16 protein-coding genes are annotated in these 19,158 nt (G+C 71.7%); 13 read left to right on the top strand and 3 right to left on the bottom strand.

The genetic code is table 11. From position 1 onward, the window contains the following. From AC1Q49_RS12430 to AC1Q49_RS12370, 13 genes are all read left to right on the top strand, one after another. The coding region (locus AC1Q49_RS12430; protein ID WP_492492483.1) for a M14 family zinc carboxypeptidase at nt 1-1,415 on the top strand (1,415 nt) is incomplete at its 5' end. Next, on the top strand, nt 1,412-2,344 hold the full coding sequence (locus AC1Q49_RS12425) for an ABC transporter permease (RefSeq protein ID WP_101305429.1): 933 nt from the start codon (nt 1,412-1,414) through the stop codon (nt 2,342-2,344). The genes AC1Q49_RS12430 and AC1Q49_RS12425, both read left to right, overlap by 4 nt. Continuing rightward, complete coding sequence (locus tag AC1Q49_RS12420) at nt 2,337-3,227, top strand: ABC transporter permease (protein WP_060959300.1); 891 nt, start codon at nt 2,337-2,339, stop codon at nt 3,225-3,227. The genes AC1Q49_RS12425 and AC1Q49_RS12420 overlap by 8 nt, the downstream gene beginning before the upstream one ends. Continuing rightward, on the top strand, nt 3,224-4,660 hold the full coding sequence (locus AC1Q49_RS12415; protein WP_492492480.1) for a serine hydrolase domain-containing protein: 1,437 nt from the start codon (nt 3,224-3,226) through the stop codon (nt 4,658-4,660). The genes AC1Q49_RS12420 and AC1Q49_RS12415 overlap by 4 nt, the downstream gene beginning before the upstream one ends. Then, a complete protein-coding gene (locus tag AC1Q49_RS12410; protein WP_492492478.1) occupies nt 4,657-5,172 on the top strand; it encodes a GbsR/MarR family transcriptional regulator in 516 nt (171 codons plus the stop codon). Before AC1Q49_RS12415 ends, AC1Q49_RS12410 begins: the two co-directional genes overlap by 4 nt. Then, nucleotides 5,169-6,779, top strand: a complete 1,611-nt coding sequence (locus AC1Q49_RS12405; RefSeq protein WP_060959303.1) for a dipeptide ABC transporter ATP-binding protein — start codon at nt 5,169-5,171, stop codon at nt 6,777-6,779. Before AC1Q49_RS12410 ends, AC1Q49_RS12405 begins: the two co-directional genes overlap by 4 nt. 104 nt (nt 6,780-6,883) lie before the next feature. After that, nucleotides 6,884-7,984, top strand: coding sequence for a LacI family DNA-binding transcriptional regulator (locus AC1Q49_RS12400; RefSeq protein WP_191009465.1), 1,101 nt, complete (start codon nt 6,884-6,886; stop codon nt 7,982-7,984). A 37-nt stretch (nt 7,985-8,021) separates the two neighbouring features. Beyond that, entirely contained in the window at nt 8,022-9,317 is a 1,296-nt protein-coding gene (locus AC1Q49_RS12395) for a sugar ABC transporter substrate-binding protein (RefSeq protein ID WP_060959305.1), read from the top strand. Between the two features lie 61 nt (nt 9,318-9,378). Continuing rightward, nucleotides 9,379-10,320 (top strand): carbohydrate ABC transporter permease, encoded by a 942-nt coding sequence (locus AC1Q49_RS12390; RefSeq protein WP_101305434.1) that lies wholly within the window; start codon nt 9,379-9,381, stop codon nt 10,318-10,320. Between the two features lie 3 nt (nt 10,321-10,323). Continuing rightward, nucleotides 10,324-11,253, top strand: a complete 930-nt coding sequence (locus tag AC1Q49_RS12385) for a carbohydrate ABC transporter permease (protein ID WP_060959306.1) — start codon at nt 10,324-10,326, stop codon at nt 11,251-11,253. A 6-nt stretch (nt 11,254-11,259) separates the two neighbouring features. After that, nucleotides 11,260-12,222 (top strand): glycoside hydrolase family protein, encoded by a 963-nt coding sequence (locus AC1Q49_RS12380; protein ID WP_060959307.1) that lies wholly within the window; start codon nt 11,260-11,262, stop codon nt 12,220-12,222. 25 nt (nt 12,223-12,247) lie between these two features. Beyond that, nucleotides 12,248-14,296 carry a glycoside hydrolase family 32 protein gene (locus AC1Q49_RS12375; protein WP_492492474.1) on the top strand — a complete coding sequence of 683 codons (2,049 nt, stop codon included), beginning with the start codon at nt 12,248-12,250 and terminating at the stop codon, nt 14,294-14,296. Between the two features lie 89 nt (nt 14,297-14,385). Then, nucleotides 14,386-15,360 carry a LacI family DNA-binding transcriptional regulator gene (locus AC1Q49_RS12370; RefSeq protein WP_061782396.1) on the top strand — a complete coding sequence of 325 codons (975 nt, stop codon included), beginning with the start codon at nt 14,386-14,388 and terminating at the stop codon, nt 15,358-15,360. A 6-nt stretch (nt 15,361-15,366) separates the two neighbouring features. Here AC1Q49_RS12370 and AC1Q49_RS12365 read toward each other — a convergent pair whose 3' ends face one another. The 3 genes from AC1Q49_RS12365 to AC1Q49_RS12355 are packed head-to-tail and all read right to left on the bottom strand — an operon-like array spanning nt 15,367 to nt 19,138. Further along, the gene (locus AC1Q49_RS12365; protein WP_492492471.1) at nt 15,367-16,992 is read right to left on the bottom strand and encodes a glycoside hydrolase family 32 protein; all 1,626 of its coding nucleotides are present in this window, start codon (nt 16,990-16,992) and stop codon (nt 15,367-15,369) included. Next, complete coding sequence (locus tag AC1Q49_RS12360; protein WP_492492469.1) at nt 16,989-18,071, bottom strand: hypothetical protein; 1,083 nt, start codon at nt 18,069-18,071, stop codon at nt 16,989-16,991. Before AC1Q49_RS12360 ends, AC1Q49_RS12365 begins: the two co-directional genes overlap by 4 nt. Next, on the bottom strand, nt 18,068-19,138 hold the full coding sequence (locus tag AC1Q49_RS12355; RefSeq protein ID WP_492492467.1) for a choice-of-anchor L domain-containing protein: 1,071 nt from the start codon (nt 19,136-19,138) through the stop codon (nt 18,068-18,070). Before AC1Q49_RS12355 ends, AC1Q49_RS12360 begins: the two co-directional genes overlap by 4 nt. Nucleotides 19,139-19,158: the final 20 nt, after the last annotated feature.

Below are 19,158 nucleotides of genomic sequence, written 5' to 3'. Positions count from 1 at the left end.
CCCCCCCCGCCCCGGCCGCACCCGCCCTCGACCCCCCTGCGGGGCCGTTCCAGTTCCAGACGAGAGCGCTCATGACCTTCCTCCCCGCCGCCGCTCCCGGTGCCGCCGACGCGATCGACGGCTTCCCCACCGTCGACGCGCTGCGCGCCGATCTGCAGGAGCTGTGCCGAGCGCATCCCGACCGGGCGACGGCATCGGTCATCGGACACTCGCGCGAGGGTGCGCCCATCGACGTGATCACCATCGGCGACGGGCCGGCGCAGGTCGTGGTCGCGGCCGGCGTGCACCCCAACGAGCCGATCGGCTTCCGCACCGTCCAGCGGCTCGCCCGCCTGCTGCTCACCGAGCCCGAGCACTCCCGCGGCGCGACGTGGCATCTCGTCCCGTGCGCCGACCCCGACGGCACGCGGCTCAACGAGGGCTGGTTCGCCCCGCCGCTTCGCCGGGCGGACTACTACCGCGGCTTCTACCGGCCGGCGCCGTCCGAGCAGGTGGAGTGGTCGTTCCCCTTCGCCTACCGGGGGGCGCGCTTCGACGCCCCGATCCCCGAGACGCTCGCCCTGATGGGGCTGTTCGACCGCGTCCGGCCGGACGTGTTCGTCGGCCTGCACAACGGCGAGTTCGGCGGCGTCTACTTCTACACCAACGACGCCGACCCCGCGCTCGCCCGCGAGCTCAGCGCGATCCCCGCCGCGTTCGGGCTGCCGCTGGATGTCGGAGAGCCCGAGATGGACGGACTGACGCCGCTGGCCGACGCCGTCTTCCGGGCACCGCTGACGCGCGAGCTGATCGATCACCGCCTCGCGTCCGGCCTCGGCCTCGACGCCCGCGCGGGCGGGGCGGGCACCGCCGACTACCTCGAGCGCTACGGGACGACCACGATGATCGCCGAGCTGCCCTACTGGATCCACCCGGACGCCGCCGACACGACCGCCACCGACCTCGCCTACCGCGAGGTGCTGCGCACGAAGGCCGACCACCTCGACGAACTGCACGCGCTGCTGACGGGCACCCTCGACGCGGTGCGCCCGCTGCTGACGATCGACTCGCCGTTCCTGCGCGCCAGCGAGGCGTTCGCGCCGGGCATGGGCGCGGTCGCCGTCGCCGAGCGGCGACGGTCGGCGGCGGCCGCCGCGGATCGTCCCGCCACCGTCGCGGAGGTCTTCGGCAACACCGAGGTCGTGCGCACCTTCCGGCTGCGTTTCGCCGGCATCCTGCGTCGCGCGCTGGATGCCGAGGTGCACGCCGGCACGGCCGCCGCCGACATCCGCCGCGCGCGCGACGCCCTCGCGGCGCAGTGGGAGCGGTGGCTCGCCGAGGACCCGCACGCCGACCTGCCGCCCGTTCCGGTCGAGGCCCTCGTCGGGGTGCAGCTCGCGGCGCTGTTCGCAACGGTCCGGCGGAGGCTCGCATGATCGGCGCGCGGCGCATCGGGGGACGCCTGGCGGAGTTCGTCATCGTCGTCATCGGCGTCACCTTCATCATCTACGCCACCGTGTGGGCCCTGCCGGGCGATCCGATCGCCGCCCTCGGCGGAGACCGGCCCCTCCCGGCTAACGTCGTCGCCCAGCTGCGGGCGCAGTTCCACCTCGACGAGCCGCTCTGGCAGCAGTACCTGCGCTACCTGGGCGGGCTGTTCTCCGGAGATCTCGGCACGACCTTCAGCGGTGTGCCGGTCGCGGATCGGATGGCGTCGCGGTGGCCGGTCACGATCACGCTCGCGCTGACGGCGTGGGTGATCGAAGTCGTGCTCGGCGTCGCGCTCGGCCTGCTCTCGGGTCTGCGCCGCGACAGCGCGATCGACCGCACGGTGCTCTTCGGGACGATCCTCGCGACGTCGATCCCCGTGTTCGTGGTGGCCGTGACCGCGCAGCTGGTCTTCGGACTGCAGCTCGGCTGGTTCCCCATCGCGGGCACCGATGCGGGGTGGCCGGCGTCCTACCTCCTGCCGGCGCTGGTCATCGCCCTCTTCGGTCTCGCCTCGATCACCCGGCTCATGCGCGGCAGCGTCGTCGACTCGATGGACTCCGACTTCGTGCGCACCCTGCGGGCCAAGGGCATGCCCCGCCGCCGCATCGTCGGACTGCACGTCATGCGCAACTCGGTGGCGCCCGTGCTGACGTTCGTCGCGATCGACCTCGGGTTCCTCCTGGGCGGCGCCGTCGTGGTGGAGGGCATCTTCAACCTCCCCGGGATCGGACAGCTCCTCTTCGGCGCCATCCGCACGCACGAGGGACCGACGATCGTGGGGGTCGGCACGACGCTGATCCTCATCTTCCTGGTGCTGAACGTGCTCGTCGATCTCCTGAACGCGTTGCTCGACCCCCGGAGCCGTCATGACTGAGACCGCTGTGACCGCCCTCGAGCACATCACCGTCCGCCGCGGCGTGTGGATGAGCCTGCGCCGTCGCGTCCTGTTCTGGCTCAGCGCCACGATCCTCGCGGTGCTCGCGCTCGTCTCGCTGTTCCCGTCGGTCATCGGCGGGCTCTTCGGCCAGCCCGACCCCCGCGCGTGCACGCTGCGCGACAGCGCCCAGCCGCCGAGCGCCGCGCACGTGTTCGGCACCGACCTGCAGGGCTGCGACGTCTACGCCAACGTGATCCACGGCACCCGCACCTCGCTGTTCATCGGCCTGACCGCGACGGTCATCGCGCTGGTCATCGCGATCGTCGTCGGCACCGTCGCGGCCTACTACGGCGGCATCGCCGACGCGGTCATCTCCCGCCTGACCGACGTCTTCCTCGGCTTCCCCTTCATCCTCGGCGCGATCATCGTGCTCAACAGCGTGGGGGAGCGCACGCCGCTCGTGGTCGCCGTCGTGCTCGCGGTGTTCAGCTGGCCGACGCTCGCGCGGCTCGTGCGCACCTCCGTGCGCACCGTGCGGCGGACGGACTACGTCAGTGCGGCACGCGCGATGGGCATCTCCCACACCCGGACGCTCCTCACGCACGTGGTCCCCAACGCGCTGGGCCCGGTGCTCGCGATCACGGCGACGATGGTGGGCAGCATCATCGTCGCCGAGTCGACCCTCACCTTCCTCGGCGTGGGCCTGCGCGCGCCGTCGATCTCGTGGGGGCTGCAGATGGCGAACGCCCAGTCGTACTTCGGCACCTCGCCGCACATGCTCTTCTTCCCCGCTCTCTTCCTGAGCGTGACCGTCTTCGCGCTCATCACCCTCGGCGACATCCTCCGCGATGCGCTCGACCCGAAAGGACGTCGTCTGTGACCGCCTCCGCCTCCCCCTCCGACGACGAGACCGCCGCACGTCGACGCCGAGCCGTCGAGGATGCCGCGCGCTACGCGGCCCGGTGGTTCGCCTTCCTCGGCGCCCAGCGGGAGGTGCCCGGCATCCAGGCCGCCATCCGCGTCGACGGCGAGCTCGTCCTCGACTTCGCGTGGGGCCGTGCCGACGCCGCGAGCGGAACCCCGCTCACCGGCGCGCACCTGTTCCGCATCGCGTCGCACTCCAAGACCTTCACCGCGACGGCGGTGCTCCAGCTCGCCGAACGCGGTGATCTCCGTCTCGACGACACCGTGGCCGCCTGGGTGCCCGAGCTCGTCGACACCGAGCTCTCGGCGGTGACCGTCCGCGAGCTGCTCGCGCATCAGGGCGGTGTCGTCCGCGACGGACGCGACGCCGACTACTGGCAGCGCGGCGGGCCCTTCCCGGATCGTGCGCGCCTGGTCGAGATCTGCCGCGCGGAGGGGCGGGTGTTCGCGCGCAACGAGTTCTTCAAGTACTCCAACATCGCGTACGGACTGCTGGGGCTCGTCATCGAGGCGGCATCCGGCGTGGACTACGACGCGTACACCCGCACGCACATCTGCACGCCGCTGGGTCTGGTGCGCTCGGGGTCGGACTGGCAGGGCGCCCGCGAGGGCGAGTACGCCGCGGGTCACACGGCGCGACTGGCCGACGGCGAGCGTCGCGTGATCGGTCACGTCGACACGCGCGCGCTCGCCGCCGCGACGGGCTGGTACTCGACGGCCGCGGAAACCACCGCCTACATCGCCGCCCACGCGCTCGGCGACGATCGCCTCCTCGCCGACGACAGCAAGCGCCAGGCCCAGCACGCGCACTCGCGCATCGACATCGGGGGCGTGACGCGGGACTACGGCCTCGGCTTCGAACTGCACACCCTCGGCGGACGCCGCCTCGTCGGACACAGCGGCGGCTACCCGGGGCACATCACGCGCACCTGGCTGGATGCCGAGGACGGGATCGCCGTCAGCGTCTTCACCAACGCCATCGACGGCCCGGCCGACCTGCTGGCCACCGGGGCGATGGCGATCATCCGGCTCGCCCTGACCCACGCGGATGCCGATGCGCGCGCCGATCTGCCGGAGGAGCGGTTCGCGAGCCTGTGGAGCGTGCTCGACATCGCCCACCTGGGGGGCGCCACCTTCGCGCTGCACCCGGCCGCGGACGATCCCGCGCGCGCGGCCGAGAAGGTCGAGGTGGACGCGTCCGGACGCATGCACCAGGCGCGCCGTGACGGCTTCGGCGCGACCGGCGAGCCGATCGAGGTGGCGAAGGCGCCCGGCGGTGGGGTGGAATCGATCGTGTGGAGCGGCATGACGATGTGGCCCCAGGCCGTGTTCGAGGCGGCCATGGCGCTCCCGGAGCCGGGGACGGTATTGGAGAGGATGTCGCTATGAGCGAGGAGACCGACCGTCAGGCGGAGCAGCTGAACGAAGAGGCGCGCACGTTCGTCGAGGACTTCGCCTTCTCGTGGGGCGCGGCGGGCAACCCGCGGATGGACGGGCGGGTGCTCGGCCTGCTGCTCATCGTCGACCGACCGTTCCTGTCCTCCGCGCAGATCGCCGAGATGCTCGGGGCGAGCGCCGGGGCCGTCTCGATGTCCACGCGCGCCCTCGTGAGCCTCGGGTTCCTGAAGCCGCACTCGCTGCCCGGCGATCGCAACCGCTACTTCCGCGTCGAGGAGGATGTCTGGGGCAGCTTCCTCGCCGGGGAGCGCGACTACGCGCGGCGGGTCACCTCGACCATCGAGTACGGTCTCGACATCCTCCCCGATGCCGCCTCCGGACCCCGCACGCGCCTGCAGAACGCGCGACGCTACATGATCTGGCTGATGGGCTACCACCGCAAGATGCTCGCCGACTGGCAGGCGTACCGCGACGCCGACATCGACGAGGACGTCGCGCCGTGACGTCGCTGCTGGAGGTGCGCGACCTGGCGGTGGACTTCGTCACGGGGGGCGAGACCACGCAGGCCGTCCGGGGCGTGTCGTTCGCGCTCGAGCGCCGGGAGGTGCTCGCCCTGGTCGGCGAGTCGGGATCGGGCAAGAGCGTGAGCGCGCTGGCGCTGGTCGGGCTGCTCCCGCGCAACACCGTCGTGCGCGGGGAGGCGCTGCTGGACGGCGAGGACCTGTTCACGATGACGCCGGCCCGGCGCGAGGCCGTCCGCGGAACCCGCATCGGCGTGATCTTCCAGGATCCGGGCAGTGCGCTCGATCCCGTGTTCTCCATCGGCGCGCAGATCGAGGAGATGCTCATCGTGCACCGGCCGGAGATGACGCGGGCCCAGCGACGGGCCCGCGTGATCGAGCTGCTGGAGATGGTCGAGATCGCCGAGCCCCGCAAACGCCTCTCCAGCTACCCGCACCAGCTGTCGGGCGGCCAGGCGCAGCGGGTCATGATCGCGATCGCCCTGGCATGCGACCCCGAGATCCTCATCGCCGACGAGCCGACGACGGCGCTCGACGTGACGGTGCAGCGCGAGGTGCTCGACGTGCTGCGTCGGCTGCGCGACCGCGTCGGCACGGCGATCATCATGATCACGCACGACATGGGCGTCGTCGCCGACATCGCCGACCGCGTCGTCGTGCTCCACGACGGCCTCGTCGAGGAGGCGGCGGGCGTGCAGGAGCTGTTCTCGGCGCCGACCGCGGACTACACGCGCCGGCTGCTCGCCGCGGTGCCGCGCCTCGGCGCGCCCGAGCGCGACGATCCCTCCGGCAGCACCGTCGTGCTCGACGTCGACGCCCTGTCGGTCGTCTACGGGCGGGGCCGGCACGCGGTGGCGGCGGTGGACGATGTCACCCTGGCCGTCCGGGAGGGCGAGATCGTCGCGCTGGCGGGGGAGTCGGGGTCGGGCAAGTCGACCATCGGGCGCTGCGCCCTGGGCCTCACGCCCATCTCGGCCGGGACGGTGCGCGTGTGCGGCGTCGACCTGCGCGCCGTCAGCGGACGTCGCGCCGTCGCCGTGAAGCGCCAGGTCGGCGTCGTGTTCCAGAACTCCACCGCCGCGCTCGATCCGCGCCGCACCGTCGGTGACGCCGTGGCCGAACCCCTCCGCGTGCACGCGCGGCTGCGAGGCGCCGCGCTCGACACCCGCGTCGCCGAGCTCCTGGATGCCGTGGGCCTTCCCGCCGCCTGGCGACGCCGGTATCCGCACGAGCTGTCGGGCGGTCAGCGTCAGCGCGTCGCGATCGCGCGCTCCATCGCGCTGCGTCCGCGGCTGCTGATCGCCGACGAGCCCACGAGCGCGCTCGACGTCTCGGTGCAGGCGACCGTGCTGGAGCTCCTGCGCGAACTGCAGCGGGAGCTGCGCTTCGCGTGTCTGTTCATCAGTCACGACCTCGCGGTCGTCGACGAGCTCTGCGATCGCATCGTCGTCCTGCAGCACGGCAGGGTCGTGGAGGAGGGGCGGCGCACGCAGGTGCTGCGCGCGCCGCGGCATCCGTACACGTCGGCGCTGATCGCCTCCTCTCCCGTGCCGGATCCCCTCGTCCAGGCGCAGCGGCGCACCGCCTGACGCGACGGTCGATGTCGTTTCGGCATCGATGCTTGACGAACCGGCGAGCTCGGGTCAATAATCACTCCAGACGTTAAATCGATTTATCACGAGGAAGTGGTGACATGGCCCGCGTACGCATCTCCGACGTGGCGGCAGCGGCCGGTGTGTCGGTCACGACGGTCTCGCTCGTGCTGAACGACGTCGAGTCGCGGATCTCGCAGGAGACGCGAGACCGCGTGCGCGCCGCCGCCGCCGCGGTCGGCTACGCGCCGAGCGCCCTCGCGCGCGGCCTCCGCCAGCAGCGCACCAAGACCGTCGGGCTCATCTCCGACCAGATCGCCACCACGCCCTTCGCCGGCCGCATGCTCGCCGGTGCGCAGGACGTCGCCCGCGCGAACGAACACCTCGTCTTCCTCGTCGACACGGGATCGGACGCCGCGGTGGAGGACGCCGCGATCCGGGCCCTCACCGCGCAGCAGGTCGACGCGCTGATCTACGCGGCGATGTGGCACCGCATCGTCCCGGCCGACGTGAAGCTGCCCGCCGACACGGTGCTGCTGGACTGCCGTCCGGCGGACGGCGTGACGGGCTTTCCCAGCGTCGTGCCCGACGACCGCGCCGGCGGCGCCGCGGCGACCCGCGAGCTCGTCGAGGCGGGCCACACGCGCATCGCGTACATCGACACCGACGAGGACCCGGGTCGTCCCATCGCCGCGGATCTCCGCCTCGAGGGCTATCGCGAGGTGCTCGCGGCATCCGGGATCGTCGTCGACGACGAGCTGCACGTGCACGGGGAGACCTCGCACCGCGGCGGGCGGGGCGCCGCCGAGCGCCTGCTCGACCTCCCGTCGGAGCGCCGCCCGACGGCGATCTTCTGCTTCAACGACCGCATGGCCACGGGGGCCTACACCGCGATCCACGCACGCGGGCTGCGCATCCCCGAGGACATCTCGATCATCGGCTACGACGACCAGCAGTTCATCGCCGCCGAGCAAGACCCCCCGCTGACCACCGTCGCGCTGCCCCACTACGAGATGGGCCGCTGGGCGATGGAGGTCGCACTCGGCATCCGTGAGGGGGGAGAGGATGCCGTCCACCAGATGGAGTGTCCCGTCGTCCGACGAGACTCCGTGGGCCCGCCGCCGGCGCATGTCGCCAAACCGAACCGGCGACGGACCTCACAACACACCGAGCGGTCGCTTTCGGCGACCCCCGATCGGTGATCGACGCACGCGTCGATCACGAGACAAGGAAATCACAATGAAGCGCACATCCGTGTCGGTCCTCGCTGCGGCGGGGCTCGTCGGGGTGCTGGCACTGACCGGCTGCGGTCAGGCCGGCAAAGGTGACAGCACGACCGAGGACGGTCGTACGAAGCTGACGATGTGGACGCACTCGGCCGGAAACCCGGCCGAGCTCGCGGTCTACCAGCAGATCATCTCGGACTTCAACGCGTCGCAGGACCAGTACGAGGTGGTCGAGGAGTCCTTCCCGCAGGGCGCCTACAACGACGCCGTCGTCGCTGCGGCGGCATCCGGCGACCTGCCCTGCCTCCTCGACCTCGACGGGCCGATCATGCCCAACTGGGCGTGGGCCGGCTACCTGCAGCCGCTCGGCATCGACACCAAGATCACCGACGCCCTGCTGCCGACCGCCGTCGGCACGTGGGACGGACAGATCTACTCGGCCGGCTACTGGGATGCCGCGCTGTCGATCTTCGCCCGCAAGTCCGTTCTCGAGGCGAACGGCATCCGCATCCCGACCGTCGACAAGCCCTGGACGAAGGACGAGTTCGGCTCCGTGCTGGCCACGCTGAAGGCCGCGGGCTACGAGACCCCGATCGACATCGGCGCCGAGGACAAGGGCGAGTGGTGGCCCTACGCCTACTCTCCCTTCCTGCAGAGCTTCGGCGGCGACCTCATCGACCGCTCGAGCATGCTCACCGCCGAGGGCGCGCTCAACGGCGACGACGCCGTCGCGTGGGGCACGTGGTTCCAGAACCTCTTCCGCGACGGCTACGCCAACGCGAACGGCACGGTCGGCAACCAGGAGTTCGTCGACAACAAGGTCGCCCTCAGCTACACCGGCGTGTGGAACGCGCTCGCCTCGGTCGACGCCGTCGGCGACGACCTGCTGATCCTGCCCCCGCCGGACCTCGGCACCGGCCCGAAGATCGGCGGCGGCTCGTGGCAGTGGGCCATCTCCAAGGGCTGCAACGACGCCGACGGTGCCCGCAAGTACCTCGAGTTCAGCTTTCAGGACAAGTACATCACCCAGTTCGCGGACCAGCAGATCGTGATCCCGGCGACCGACTCGGCCGCGCAGGCCTCGAAGTACTTCAACGATGAGGGCGTGCTGCGTCCCTTCGTCGAGCTGTCGCAGAAGTTCGCGGTGCTGCGTCCCGCGACGCCGGCCTACGCCGTCATCTCCACGACGTTCGAGACCGCCGCGAAGGACATCATGAACGGCGCCGACGTCAAGACCTCGCTCGACCAGGCGGTCAGCGAGATCGACGCCAACATCTCGTCCAACGACGGGTACGGCTTCACCAAGTGAGCCCGAGCGGGTGGGACCTCGCGTCCCACCCGCTCCGCTCGACGACCTCGAAAGAGTCACCATGACTGTCACCCCTGCCACGGCCGTGGCCGAGAAGCCGCGCCGCGCCCTGAGCCGCTTCCGCTCCATCCGCGGACGTGAGACGTGGGCCGGCCTGGCGATGATCGCCCCGGCCGGCATCCTCCTCGTCCTGTTCCTCGTCATCCCCGTGCTGCTCGCCTTCGGGCTCTCGTTCACGAACGCGCGCCTCATCTCGCCGAACCCGCCGCGCTTCGTCGGCCTCGACAACTTCGCCCGTGCGTTCGGCGCCGACCCGATGTTCCTGCAGTCGGCCTGGAACACCTTCCTGTTCGCGCTCGTCGTCGTGCCGGTGCAGGCCGGCCTCGGCCTGCTGCTGGCGGTGCTCGTCAACCGGCGGATGCGGGGCGTCACCGCGTTCCGCGTGATCTTCTTCATCCCCGTCGTGACCTCGATCGTCGTCGTCTCGATCCTCTGGAAGTTCATGTACCAGAAGGACGGGCTCATCAACTCGTTCATCGACACGCTCACCTTCGGCGCCTGGCAGAGCGTCGACTGGCTCAACAACCCCACCACCGCGCTGCCGGCGATCATCGTGCTGTCGATCTGGCAGGCGGTCGGCTTCCACATGATCATCTGGCTGTCCGGTCTGCAGACGATCCCGGAGGAGCTCTACGAGGCCGCGAAGATGGACGGCGCGAGCCCCTGGCGCCAGTTCACGAGCGTCACCTGGCCGGGACTGCGTCCCACCATGGTCTTCGTCCTCGTCACGATCACGATCGCCGCGCTCGGGCTGTTCGTGCAGGTGGACGTCATGACGCAGGGCGGGCCGACCGGCTCGACCTCCACGATCGTCTACCACGCCGTCCGCAAGGGCTACCAGCAGCAGGAGATCGGGTACGCCGCGGCGATCTCGCTGATCTTCTTCGTCGCGGTACTGATCATCGCGCTCATCCAGCGCCGGCTCACGCGAGACAAGGACTGAGTCATGACCGCCACCGTCACCCCCCTCGCCGCTCGCGTCCGCAAGGACGCCAGCGAGAGCCGTCGTCGCCGCCTCGGCCGGATCCTCACGTACGTCGTGATGAGCGGCTTCGGCATCCTGTTCCTGTTCCCGCTCGTGTTCATGTTCGTCTCGAGCCTCAAGCCCGACGCCCAGATCCTCCGCGACGTGAACTCGCCCGCGGCGTTCCTGCCCGTCGGCGACATCAGCCTCGACAACTACTTCGGCGTGTTCGACCGGGTCCCCGTCGCCCAGTTCATGTTCAACTCGGTGCTCGTCACCGTGCTGACCGTCGGGCTCGGGCTCATCGTCAACTCGATGGCGGGCTTCGCCCTGTCGCGCCTGCGGTGGAAGGGACGCCTCGTCGTGATGGCGCTGATCATCGCGACCCTGATCGTCCCGTTCGAGACGATCGCCGTCCCGATGGTCTACTGGGTCTCCCAGCTGCCGACCCTCGTCATGGAGGGCGGCGTGCTCAAGTACGACTTCGGCTGGCTGAACACCTACCAGGTGCAGATCGTGCCGTTCATCGCCAACGCGTTCTCGATCTTCCTGTTCGCCCAGTACTTCTCGACCATCCCGGCCTCGCTCGACGAGGCGGCGCGCATCGACGGGGCCAGCTGGTTCACGATCTACCGCCGGATCATCGTGCCCCTGTCGGGGCCGGCGTTCGCGACGGTCGCGATCCTCACGTTCCTCCCCGCCTGGAACCAGTACCTCTGGCCGCTCATGGTGGTGCAGAAGGAGGGGCTGCGGCCCGTGATGGTCGGGATGCAGTACTTCTTCCAACTGAACACGGCGTGGGGAGAGGTCATGGCGTACACCTCGCTGATCACCCTCCCCGTCCTCATCGTGTTCCTCGTCTTCCAGCGCGCGTTCGTCAGCAGCATCGCGGCCAGCGGAGTGAAGGGCTAAGCGCACATGTTCGACCTCTCCTCATCCTGGGTGTGGGACTACTGGTTCGCCGACGACGGCGAGACCTACCACCTCTTCTTCCTGTACGCCTCGCGCGCCCTGCACGACCCGGACGCGCGTCACTACCGAGCCTCGGTCGGCCACGCCGTGTCCGACGACCTCGTGACGTGGACGCCGGTGGCCGACGCCATCGTCCGCGGCGAGGCGGGCAGCTTCGACGACCTCGCGACCTGGACCGGCTCGACCGTCCGCGGCGACGACGGGCTCTGGTACCTCTTCTACACGGGGTCGTCGCTGGCCGCCGACGGCAAGAACGTGCAGCGGATCGGCTGCGCGACCTCGCCCGACCTCCTGGTGTGGACGAAGGTGCCGGGACCGCTGCTGTCGGCATCCGGCCCCTGGTACGAGACGCTCGCCGACGGCGACTGGCACGACGAGGCCTTCCGCGACCCGTGGGTGTTCGCCGATCCCGACGGCGACGGCTGGCACATGCTCGTGACCGCCCGCGCACCCGAGGGTCCGGCCTTCGGCCGCGGCGTCATCGGCCACGGCTGGTCGCCCGATCTGAAGACGTGGGAGCTGCGCCCGCCGCTGTCGGCGCCCAGCGAGCGGGGCTTCGGGCAGCTCGAGGTCATGCAGGTCGAGGTCGTCGACGGGCGGCCCGTGCTGCTGTTCTCCTGCCTCGCGGAGCACGCGATGCCCGCTCGCGCCGTCGAGCGCGGCGGCACGTGGGCGGTTCCCGCGGCGAGCGTGCTCGGGCCGTTCGAGGTCGAGGAGGCCTACCCCGTCACCGACGAGAGCCTCTACGTCGGGCGGCTGCTGCGGCGGCGCGACGACGGCCAGTGGCTGTTGTTCGCGTTCCACAACCTCGACGAGCACGGCGCGTTCGTCGGGGGCATCACCGACCCCCTGCCCGTCGGCTGGGTCGATGGCCGCCTCACGGTGCGGGAACTCACCCGACCGTCCTGACCGATACAGACAGAAGGATCCGACGATGCATCCTCGCCTCCGCGGACAGCGTTCCGCCACCACCCGATCGACCGTGCTGCGCACCGTGCGGGGGGTCGTCTGCGCCCTCGGCACGGTCGTGGCGCTCGCCGCCGCCCCCGCCGTCACCGCCTCGGTGTCTGCCTCGGCATCCGAGCCGGCCCCGAGCCTGCGGGCGCAGTACCACTTCACGGTGCCGGACCACTGGAAGAACGACCCTCAGCGACCCGTCTACATCGACGGCGCGTTCCACTACTACTACCTGTACAACGCCGACTACGACGCGAACCCGTCGGCCAACTTCGGCACGGCGTGGCGGCTCGCCACCACGACCGACGGCGTCTCCTTCGCCGATCAGGGGATCGCGGCGCCGAAGGGCACCAACGCGAACTACGACCTCTGGTCGGGCTCGGCCGTGGTCGATCACGCCGGCACCGCGGGGTTCGGTGCGGGCGCCGTCGTGATGCTCGTCACGCAGATGGACCATCCGACACCGGCCCAGAAGCTCGACGCGTCGGGGCAGCAGGCGCAGTTCCTCTGGTACTCGATCGACGGAGGCCGCACGTTCCGCCCCGACGGGGACCAGCCGGTGATACCCGGAGACGGGCGGCGCGACTTCCGCGATCCGAAGGTGGTGTGGGATCCCGACCACCAGCGGTGGGTCGCCCTCATCGCCGAAGGCGACCGGGTGAGCATCTACACCTCGCCCGACCTCCACTCCTGGACGCGTCGGTCGGAGTTCGTGAACACCGGCATCGGCACGATCGAGTGCCCCGACCTGTTCCGCATCCGCGCCGACGACGGCACGTTCCACTGGGTGTTCGGGGTGAGCGCCAACGGCTTCGCGACCGGCGAGCCGGCGACCTTCGCGTACTGGACGGGCTCCTTCGACGGGGAGCGGTTCACTCCCGACCGGACCGCCCCGCAGTGGCTCGACCACGGGTTCGACTGGTACGGCGCCGTCACCTGGGAGGACCCGTCCGCCCCCGACGACCGGCGGTACGCGGTCGCCTGGATGAACAACTGGGACTACGCGCATTCCTCCGTGACCTGGCCCTCGGACGGGTTCACCGGCACCGACTCCATCACGCGGGAGATCCGGCTCGTGCGCGACGGGACCGGCTACACGCTCGCCTCGCAGCCGGTCGCGGCGCTGCAGCAGTACGCGTCCGCGCGCCACGAGCTCGGCGACGTGACGGTCGACGGCTTCCGCGAGCTCGCGTACCAGGGCGACGCGTACGAGATCACGACGCGCGTCAGTCGGCAGACGGCCCAGAACATCGGTCTGCAGCTGCGCCGCTCCGCCGACGGCAGCCGGCACGCGGATGCCGGGGTCACCTCCTCGTACGCGTACCTGAACCGCGGTCAGACGGGGCATCCCTCGCCGACCCACAAACTCGAGAGCCGGACCCCGTTCGACGGCGGGGCGGGAGAGGTCACCCTCCGCATCCTCGTCGACCGGACGACGATCGAGGTGTTCGTCGACGACGGACGCTACGTGCAGTCGAGCCAGGTGTTCGCTCCCGCCGCCGATCGCGGCCTGGCGCTGTACACGAGCGGGGGACCGGCGGTGTTCCACGACCTCACCATCACGGAGTTCGCCGGCCTCGCGCAGCGACCGGCGCGCGTGATCGCCGACTTCGAGGGGACGACGTGGGGTGACGGCTGGACCGCGACCGGGAGCCTCGCGGGGATCGGCCCGTCCGCCGCGGAGCTTCCCGGCCAGGTCGGTGCGCGCGTCGCGGACACCTTCGCGGGATCGGACGCGGCCACCGGCGTGCTCACCTCGCCTCCGTTCGTCGTGGACCGCGATCGCCTGCACTTCCTGATCGCCGGCGGACGGCATCCGCTGGGGGTCGAGCCGGCCACGTCGGTGCAGCTGCTGATCGACGGACAGCCCGTGCGCACGGCCACCGGCGACGACTCCGCGACACTGCGCCCCGTCGACTGGGACGTGCGCGCGTTCGCGGGGCGGACGGCGCAGCTGCAGATCCTGGACGACGCGACGGGAGCGTGGGGACACCTCATGGTCGACCACGTCGTCCTGAGCGACTGAGCTCGCGCGGGGCGGCGGGGCGACGATGGGATAGCGTCGGAGGCGGGTCCGCGGGTGGGCGGACCCGCCGGCGACGAAGGAGAGGCGACATGGCGCGACCCAAGCTCCAGGACGTCGCCACGCGCGCCGGCGTCTCCGTCACGACGGTCTCGCGCGTGCTGAACAATCGCGGCTATCTCAGCGACGAGGTGCGGGCCCGGGTCAACGCGGCCATCGCCGAGCTGGGATACCGCCCCGACGGGATCGCGCGTTCGCTCATCGGACGCAAGTCGGGACTGGTCGGGGTGATCGTCCCGACGGTCGCCGACCCCTTCTTCGGCGAGCTGGTGGCGGCGATCGAGAACGCCCTGGCCGAGCGCGGGTACAAGGTGCTGCTGTGCGACTGCCAGGAGAACCCCGAGCGCGAAGCCGAGTACCTCGATCTCCTGCAGGCGAACCGCGTCGACGGCGTGATCACCTCCACCCACAATCGCGAGGTCCGCGGCTACGACGCCGCCGAGCTGCCCCTCGTCGCCGTCGACCGCCGCATCGGCCCGCGCGTGCCGATCGTCCGCGGCGACAACGCCGCCGGCGGACGCCTGGCCACGGAGCACCTGCTCGCGCGCGGAGCGCGCCGGCCGCTGCTCGTGACCGCGACCGACCACCCGGGCAACGACCGCGCCCGCGCCTACCGCGACGTGGTCGCCGCCCACGGGATCGAGCCGCGCGTGCGGGCGTACGGGTACTCGACCCCCGCCGACGAGCGTCGCGCGCTCATCGAGACCTGGCTCGCCGAGACCGGGGCGGACGCCGTGTTCGCGACCGACGACCTCACCGCGCTGATGGCGCTGGAGTGGGCCCACAAGACGGGGCGGCGCGTTCCCGACGACGTCCGCATCGTCGGCTACGACGGTTCCGCGGCCGTCCGGCTCGGCATGCCCGGGCTGACCACCGTGCGTCAGCCGATCGCCCGCCTGGGCGCGCGCGCCGCGGAGCTCATCGTCGACCGCATCGCCGACCCCGACGCCCCACCCGCCGCCGAGCCGCCGCTGCCGGTGGAGCTGCGGCTCGGCTGGACGAGCTGACCGGCCTCAGCGCTGCGGGTCGACCACGGCGAGCGGGGTCACCGACATCGCGTCGATCCTCACCGGGGCATCGACCGCCTCGACGCTGACCGGCGTCGTCGCGGTGGGATAGGCCGCCATCGTCAGCGACGAGCCGTCGCCGGTGAACACCTCGATGCTGGACGCATCGACGAGCACGTCGAGCTCCAGCCGGCCCCCGGCATCCACGGCGCTCGTGCGCACCGTGCGATAGGTCTCGGAGAGCCGCCCCGCCACCGTGTCGTGCGCACGGTCGACGAACACCGCGCCCGCCGCCGCGTCGTAGCCGACGGTCACATCGCCGCCGGCCTCTCCCAGTCGCAGGCGCAGGGTGCCGCCGGACGGGTCCAGCGTGACGCGCAGACGGTAGGACGCGGATGCCGGCTGCACCGCGAGAGGCGCGATCGCGCCCGGCTCGATGGTCTGCGCGGGAGCCGACGATGCGTCCCCCTCCAACCCGCGCAGAGCCTCGGCCGGACGCGACCGCAGTCGGAGCCGACCGTCGCTGTCGTCGAGGACGATGCGGCGCGTCACCGACAGCGCCCCGCCCTGCCAGCCCTCGGTCGGAAGATCCCTCGCGTACGCCCAGTTGTTGATCCACCCGAGCGCGTAGCGCTCGCTCAGCCGGTCCGTCGCGGATCGGCGGGGATCGTCCCAGGTCACGGCGGCGTAGAAGTCGGCGCCGTCGTCGAGCCACTGCGGGTCGGCGGCATCCGCACTGAAGCGCTCGCCGTCCCAGCTCCCCGTCCAGTAGGCCAGGCCGGTCGTGCGTCCCTCGCGCGTCCCGTCGGCGCTGGCGGCGAGGATCCAGGTGCGTCGGCCGGAGGCGGGGTCCACCATCTCGAACAGATCGGGGCACTCGAGCAGCCCCAGACCGTCCGCGTCGACGTCGGAGACGTAACGCCAGGAGCGCAGGTCGCTCGAGACGTAGAAGCCGATGCGCTGCCCCTCCGCGAGCGTCATGACCCAGCGGTCGTGGCGGTCGTCGCGCACGATCTTGGGATCTCGCCAGTCGACGGCGCCGGGGTTGTCCATCACCGGGTTCCCGTCGTACTCCTGGAAGGTGTAGCCGTCGTCGGTGGAGAAGAAGAGCGACTGGCGCTGCACGCCGTCGTCCTGCTGCGTCACGAGGGCGACGACCGCTCCGGCGCCGAACCCCGCGCTGCCGGTCTCGTCGACGACCGCGGATCCGGTGAGGATGTCGCCGAGCCCGTTGCGGTACTTCTCGATCGCGACGCCCTCGTTGCGCCACGTCACGAGGTCGTCGGATGTCGCGTGGTACCAGGCGGTGCCGTTGCCGTGGGGGTAGTCGGCGTTGTAGAGGTAGTAGAGGTGCCACGTGCCGCCCGCGAACACGGGGCGCTGCGGATCGTTGATCCAGTGCGCGGCGGGCGTGAGGTGGAAGCCGGGGCGGAACCGCTCCCAGTCGGCCGGGCGGTCGAACGTCAGCGCGTCCCCGCCCGGTGCGGTCGGTGTCGGTGTCGGCGACGCGCCGCGGTCGTCGCGGCCCACCACGACGACGGCCGCCACCACGAGCATCACGGCCAGGGCCGCCGCGGCGGCGATGACGAGGGCGCGCCGCCGCGACCCGCCCCGCCGCCGCGGCGTGCTCACGAGGTGCTCCGGCGGTCCCGCCGACGCGCGCTCCGCAGCGCGAGCGCGCCCGCGGCGCCCAGCGCGACGGCGACGGCGATGCCCGCGGCCGCTCCGGCGATCGATCCGCCGGTCGCGGCGAGCCGCTCACCCGGACGGGGCCCGGGCTCCGCCGGCACCTCCGGGGTGAGCGGAGGTGCCGTGATCGCCTGGAGCGTGGTCGCCCTCACGACGGTCGGCGCCGTCGCGCGGGTCGCGGTGACCACCGCGGTGTTCTCGACGTCGCGCGGCCCGCCGGCCACCGTCGCGTCGAACGCGACCTCCACGATCTCGCCGTCCTGCACCGCCGTGACGGCGACCCGGAGGCTCCCCGAGACGCACGAGACCTCGACGCGGTCGGCGGCCACGTCGGTCAGATCGATGAGGTAGCCGGTGTCGGGCTCCATCCGGGTGGTGGAGCGGACGCTCACGCCGGCTGCGCAGTCGATGTCCTGGCCCGGTGTCACCGTGTCGACGACCTCGACGGTGTCCCAGGGGCCGCGCGGGGTGTCGATGCTCCAGCGGACGACCGCGGGTTCGGTCGACGTCCACAGCCCGTACTTGTTCGCGGCATCCCGGTCGACGACGCCGTGGAAGGCGCCCGGCACATCGTCGGCGCGCAGACGGCTCGCCGCGGAGGACGTGAACGACTCCGGGGTGCCGGGTGTCGTGGATGCCGTGGTCGTCACGATCGTCTCTCCTCGTCGGTTCGCGGGGTCGTCGGCCGCGTCGGTCAGCGTGATGGACAGGTCGCCGTCCGGGCCGAGCACGGCGATGCCGATCACCGCCCCCGAGGCGGCGATCCAGCGCCCGTCCCCGAGGCTCGACGAGGCGTGGTCGGGCAGCGCCAGCCGCACGGTGTCGCCGCCCCGGGCGGAGTCGGGCAGCTCCCACACCGTCGACGTCGTGACGGTATCGGCTCCGACGCCGGTGGTGCTGGTCGCGATGAGGTCGTCGCCGGTGGCGCCCCGGGCGGAGGCGCCACCGGCGATCGTGACGACCGCGGCCAGGATCGTCGTACCGAGGCCGATCATCCCCCGGCTCGCGGTCGCGCCGATCATTCCGCTCCCACCTCCGGGGTGGCCCGGCGACGCGCACGCAGGACGAGCGTCGTGCCGGCGGCGGCGAGGGCGAGGCCCCCGATCACCGCCCCGGCGACGAGGGCGTCGTCGCCGCCGGTGCGGGCCAGCGACCCGCTGCGCTGCGCGCCCGCCAGCGGGGTCGACGTCGCTGCCGCCGGTGCCCCGGTCGGGGCGGCCGACGCCGAGGGGTCGGGCGTCGGCGTCGCCGCGGGGGCGGACGACGAGATGCCGCCGGCCGCGAGGATCAGCGTCGTGTCGAGGTGGCCGTCGACGGTGTCGGCGACCGCCGCCACGATGGAGGTCTCCGCTCCCGGCGTGACCGCGGCCGTGCAGGTGAGGGCCGTCGTGAAGCCGTTCATCTCGGTGTCGTGCGCGGTCGACGGGGTGCGTCCGTCCGCGTTCGACACGAACGACGCGGCGTTGCGGGTCGCGTTGATGGTGTCGATGCCCGCCGGCACGCCGTCGATCAGCGAACACCGTGTGCCGTCGACGAAGATGCCCAGCGCGTCGGTGTAGTCCTTGGCCTCCCAGACGCCGTACTCCTCGCTCCCGAACTGGTAAACGATTGACAGAGTGTCGCCGGCGGGGACCACCGTCAACGCGAGCTGCGCGGCGTCGTACGTCGTGGAGCCGACCGCCGCGGACAGCTCCGCGGAGCCCTCGCCGCCCAGGTCGCCGGTGGTCGTCAGCGTGCTGTTAGGCCCGGTGAGCGCGGACCGCGAGAAGTCCACGTCGGCGGACGAGCTCGGATCGGCGGCGCGCAGCGACCCCGTGGTGAGGGCGACGCCGGACCCGATCGCGGGGTCGAGCGCCGCGCCGGTGACGGTGCCGATCTGCACGGCGCGCCCGTGCGCGATGGCGGCGTCGCGCAGCTGGATGTTGCTGCCGATCAGCGTCGCCGCGGCATCCTGGACGGAGATGGACTCCAGCGTCGTCACATCTGTGGCGGCGGATGCCGAGGCGGCGAACGCCGCGGCGGCCACGAGGCCGACGGCGGCGCCGGCGGCGAGGACGCGGCGTTCGCGCGTCGTGCGGAGATGGAACATGGCACTCCCTGGTGCTGTCG

This window comes from Microbacterium sp. MPR-TSA4, from assembly GCF_058792815.1.
This window is presented reverse-complemented; position numbering and strand designations above follow the sequence as displayed.

What these genes read in the sequence shown, in the direction of transcription:
- AC1Q49_RS12370 (WP_061782396.1), top strand. Translation starts at nt 14,386, where the DNA reads ATGGCGCGACCCAAGCTCCAGGACGTCGCCACGCGCGCCGGCGTCTCC.
- AC1Q49_RS12410 (WP_492492478.1), top strand. Translation starts at nt 4,657, where the DNA reads ATGAGCGAGGAGACCGACCGTCAGGCGGAGCAGCTGAACGAAGAGGCG.
- AC1Q49_RS12375 (WP_492492474.1), top strand. Translation starts at nt 12,248, where the DNA reads ATGCATCCTCGCCTCCGCGGACAGCGTTCCGCCACCACCCGATCGACC.
- AC1Q49_RS12425 (WP_101305429.1), top strand. Translation starts at nt 1,412, where the DNA reads ATGATCGGCGCGCGGCGCATCGGGGGACGCCTGGCGGAGTTCGTCATC.
- AC1Q49_RS12380 (WP_060959307.1), top strand. Translation starts at nt 11,260, where the DNA reads ATGTTCGACCTCTCCTCATCCTGGGTGTGGGACTACTGGTTCGCCGAC.
- AC1Q49_RS12385 (WP_060959306.1), top strand. Translation starts at nt 10,324, where the DNA reads ATGACCGCCACCGTCACCCCCCTCGCCGCTCGCGTCCGCAAGGACGCC.
- AC1Q49_RS12355 (WP_492492467.1), bottom strand. Translation starts at nt 19,138, where the DNA reads ATGTTCCATCTCCGCACGACGCGCGAACGCCGCGTCCTCGCCGCCGGC.
- AC1Q49_RS12420 (WP_060959300.1), top strand. Translation starts at nt 2,337, where the DNA reads ATGACTGAGACCGCTGTGACCGCCCTCGAGCACATCACCGTCCGCCGC.
- AC1Q49_RS12390 (WP_101305434.1), top strand. Translation starts at nt 9,379, where the DNA reads ATGACTGTCACCCCTGCCACGGCCGTGGCCGAGAAGCCGCGCCGCGCC.
- AC1Q49_RS12395 (WP_060959305.1), top strand. Translation starts at nt 8,022, where the DNA reads ATGAAGCGCACATCCGTGTCGGTCCTCGCTGCGGCGGGGCTCGTCGGG.
- AC1Q49_RS12360 (WP_492492469.1), bottom strand. Translation starts at nt 18,071, where the DNA reads ATGATCGGCGCGACCGCGAGCCGGGGGATGATCGGCCTCGGTACGACG.
- AC1Q49_RS12400 (WP_191009465.1), top strand. Translation starts at nt 6,884, where the DNA reads ATGGCCCGCGTACGCATCTCCGACGTGGCGGCAGCGGCCGGTGTGTCG.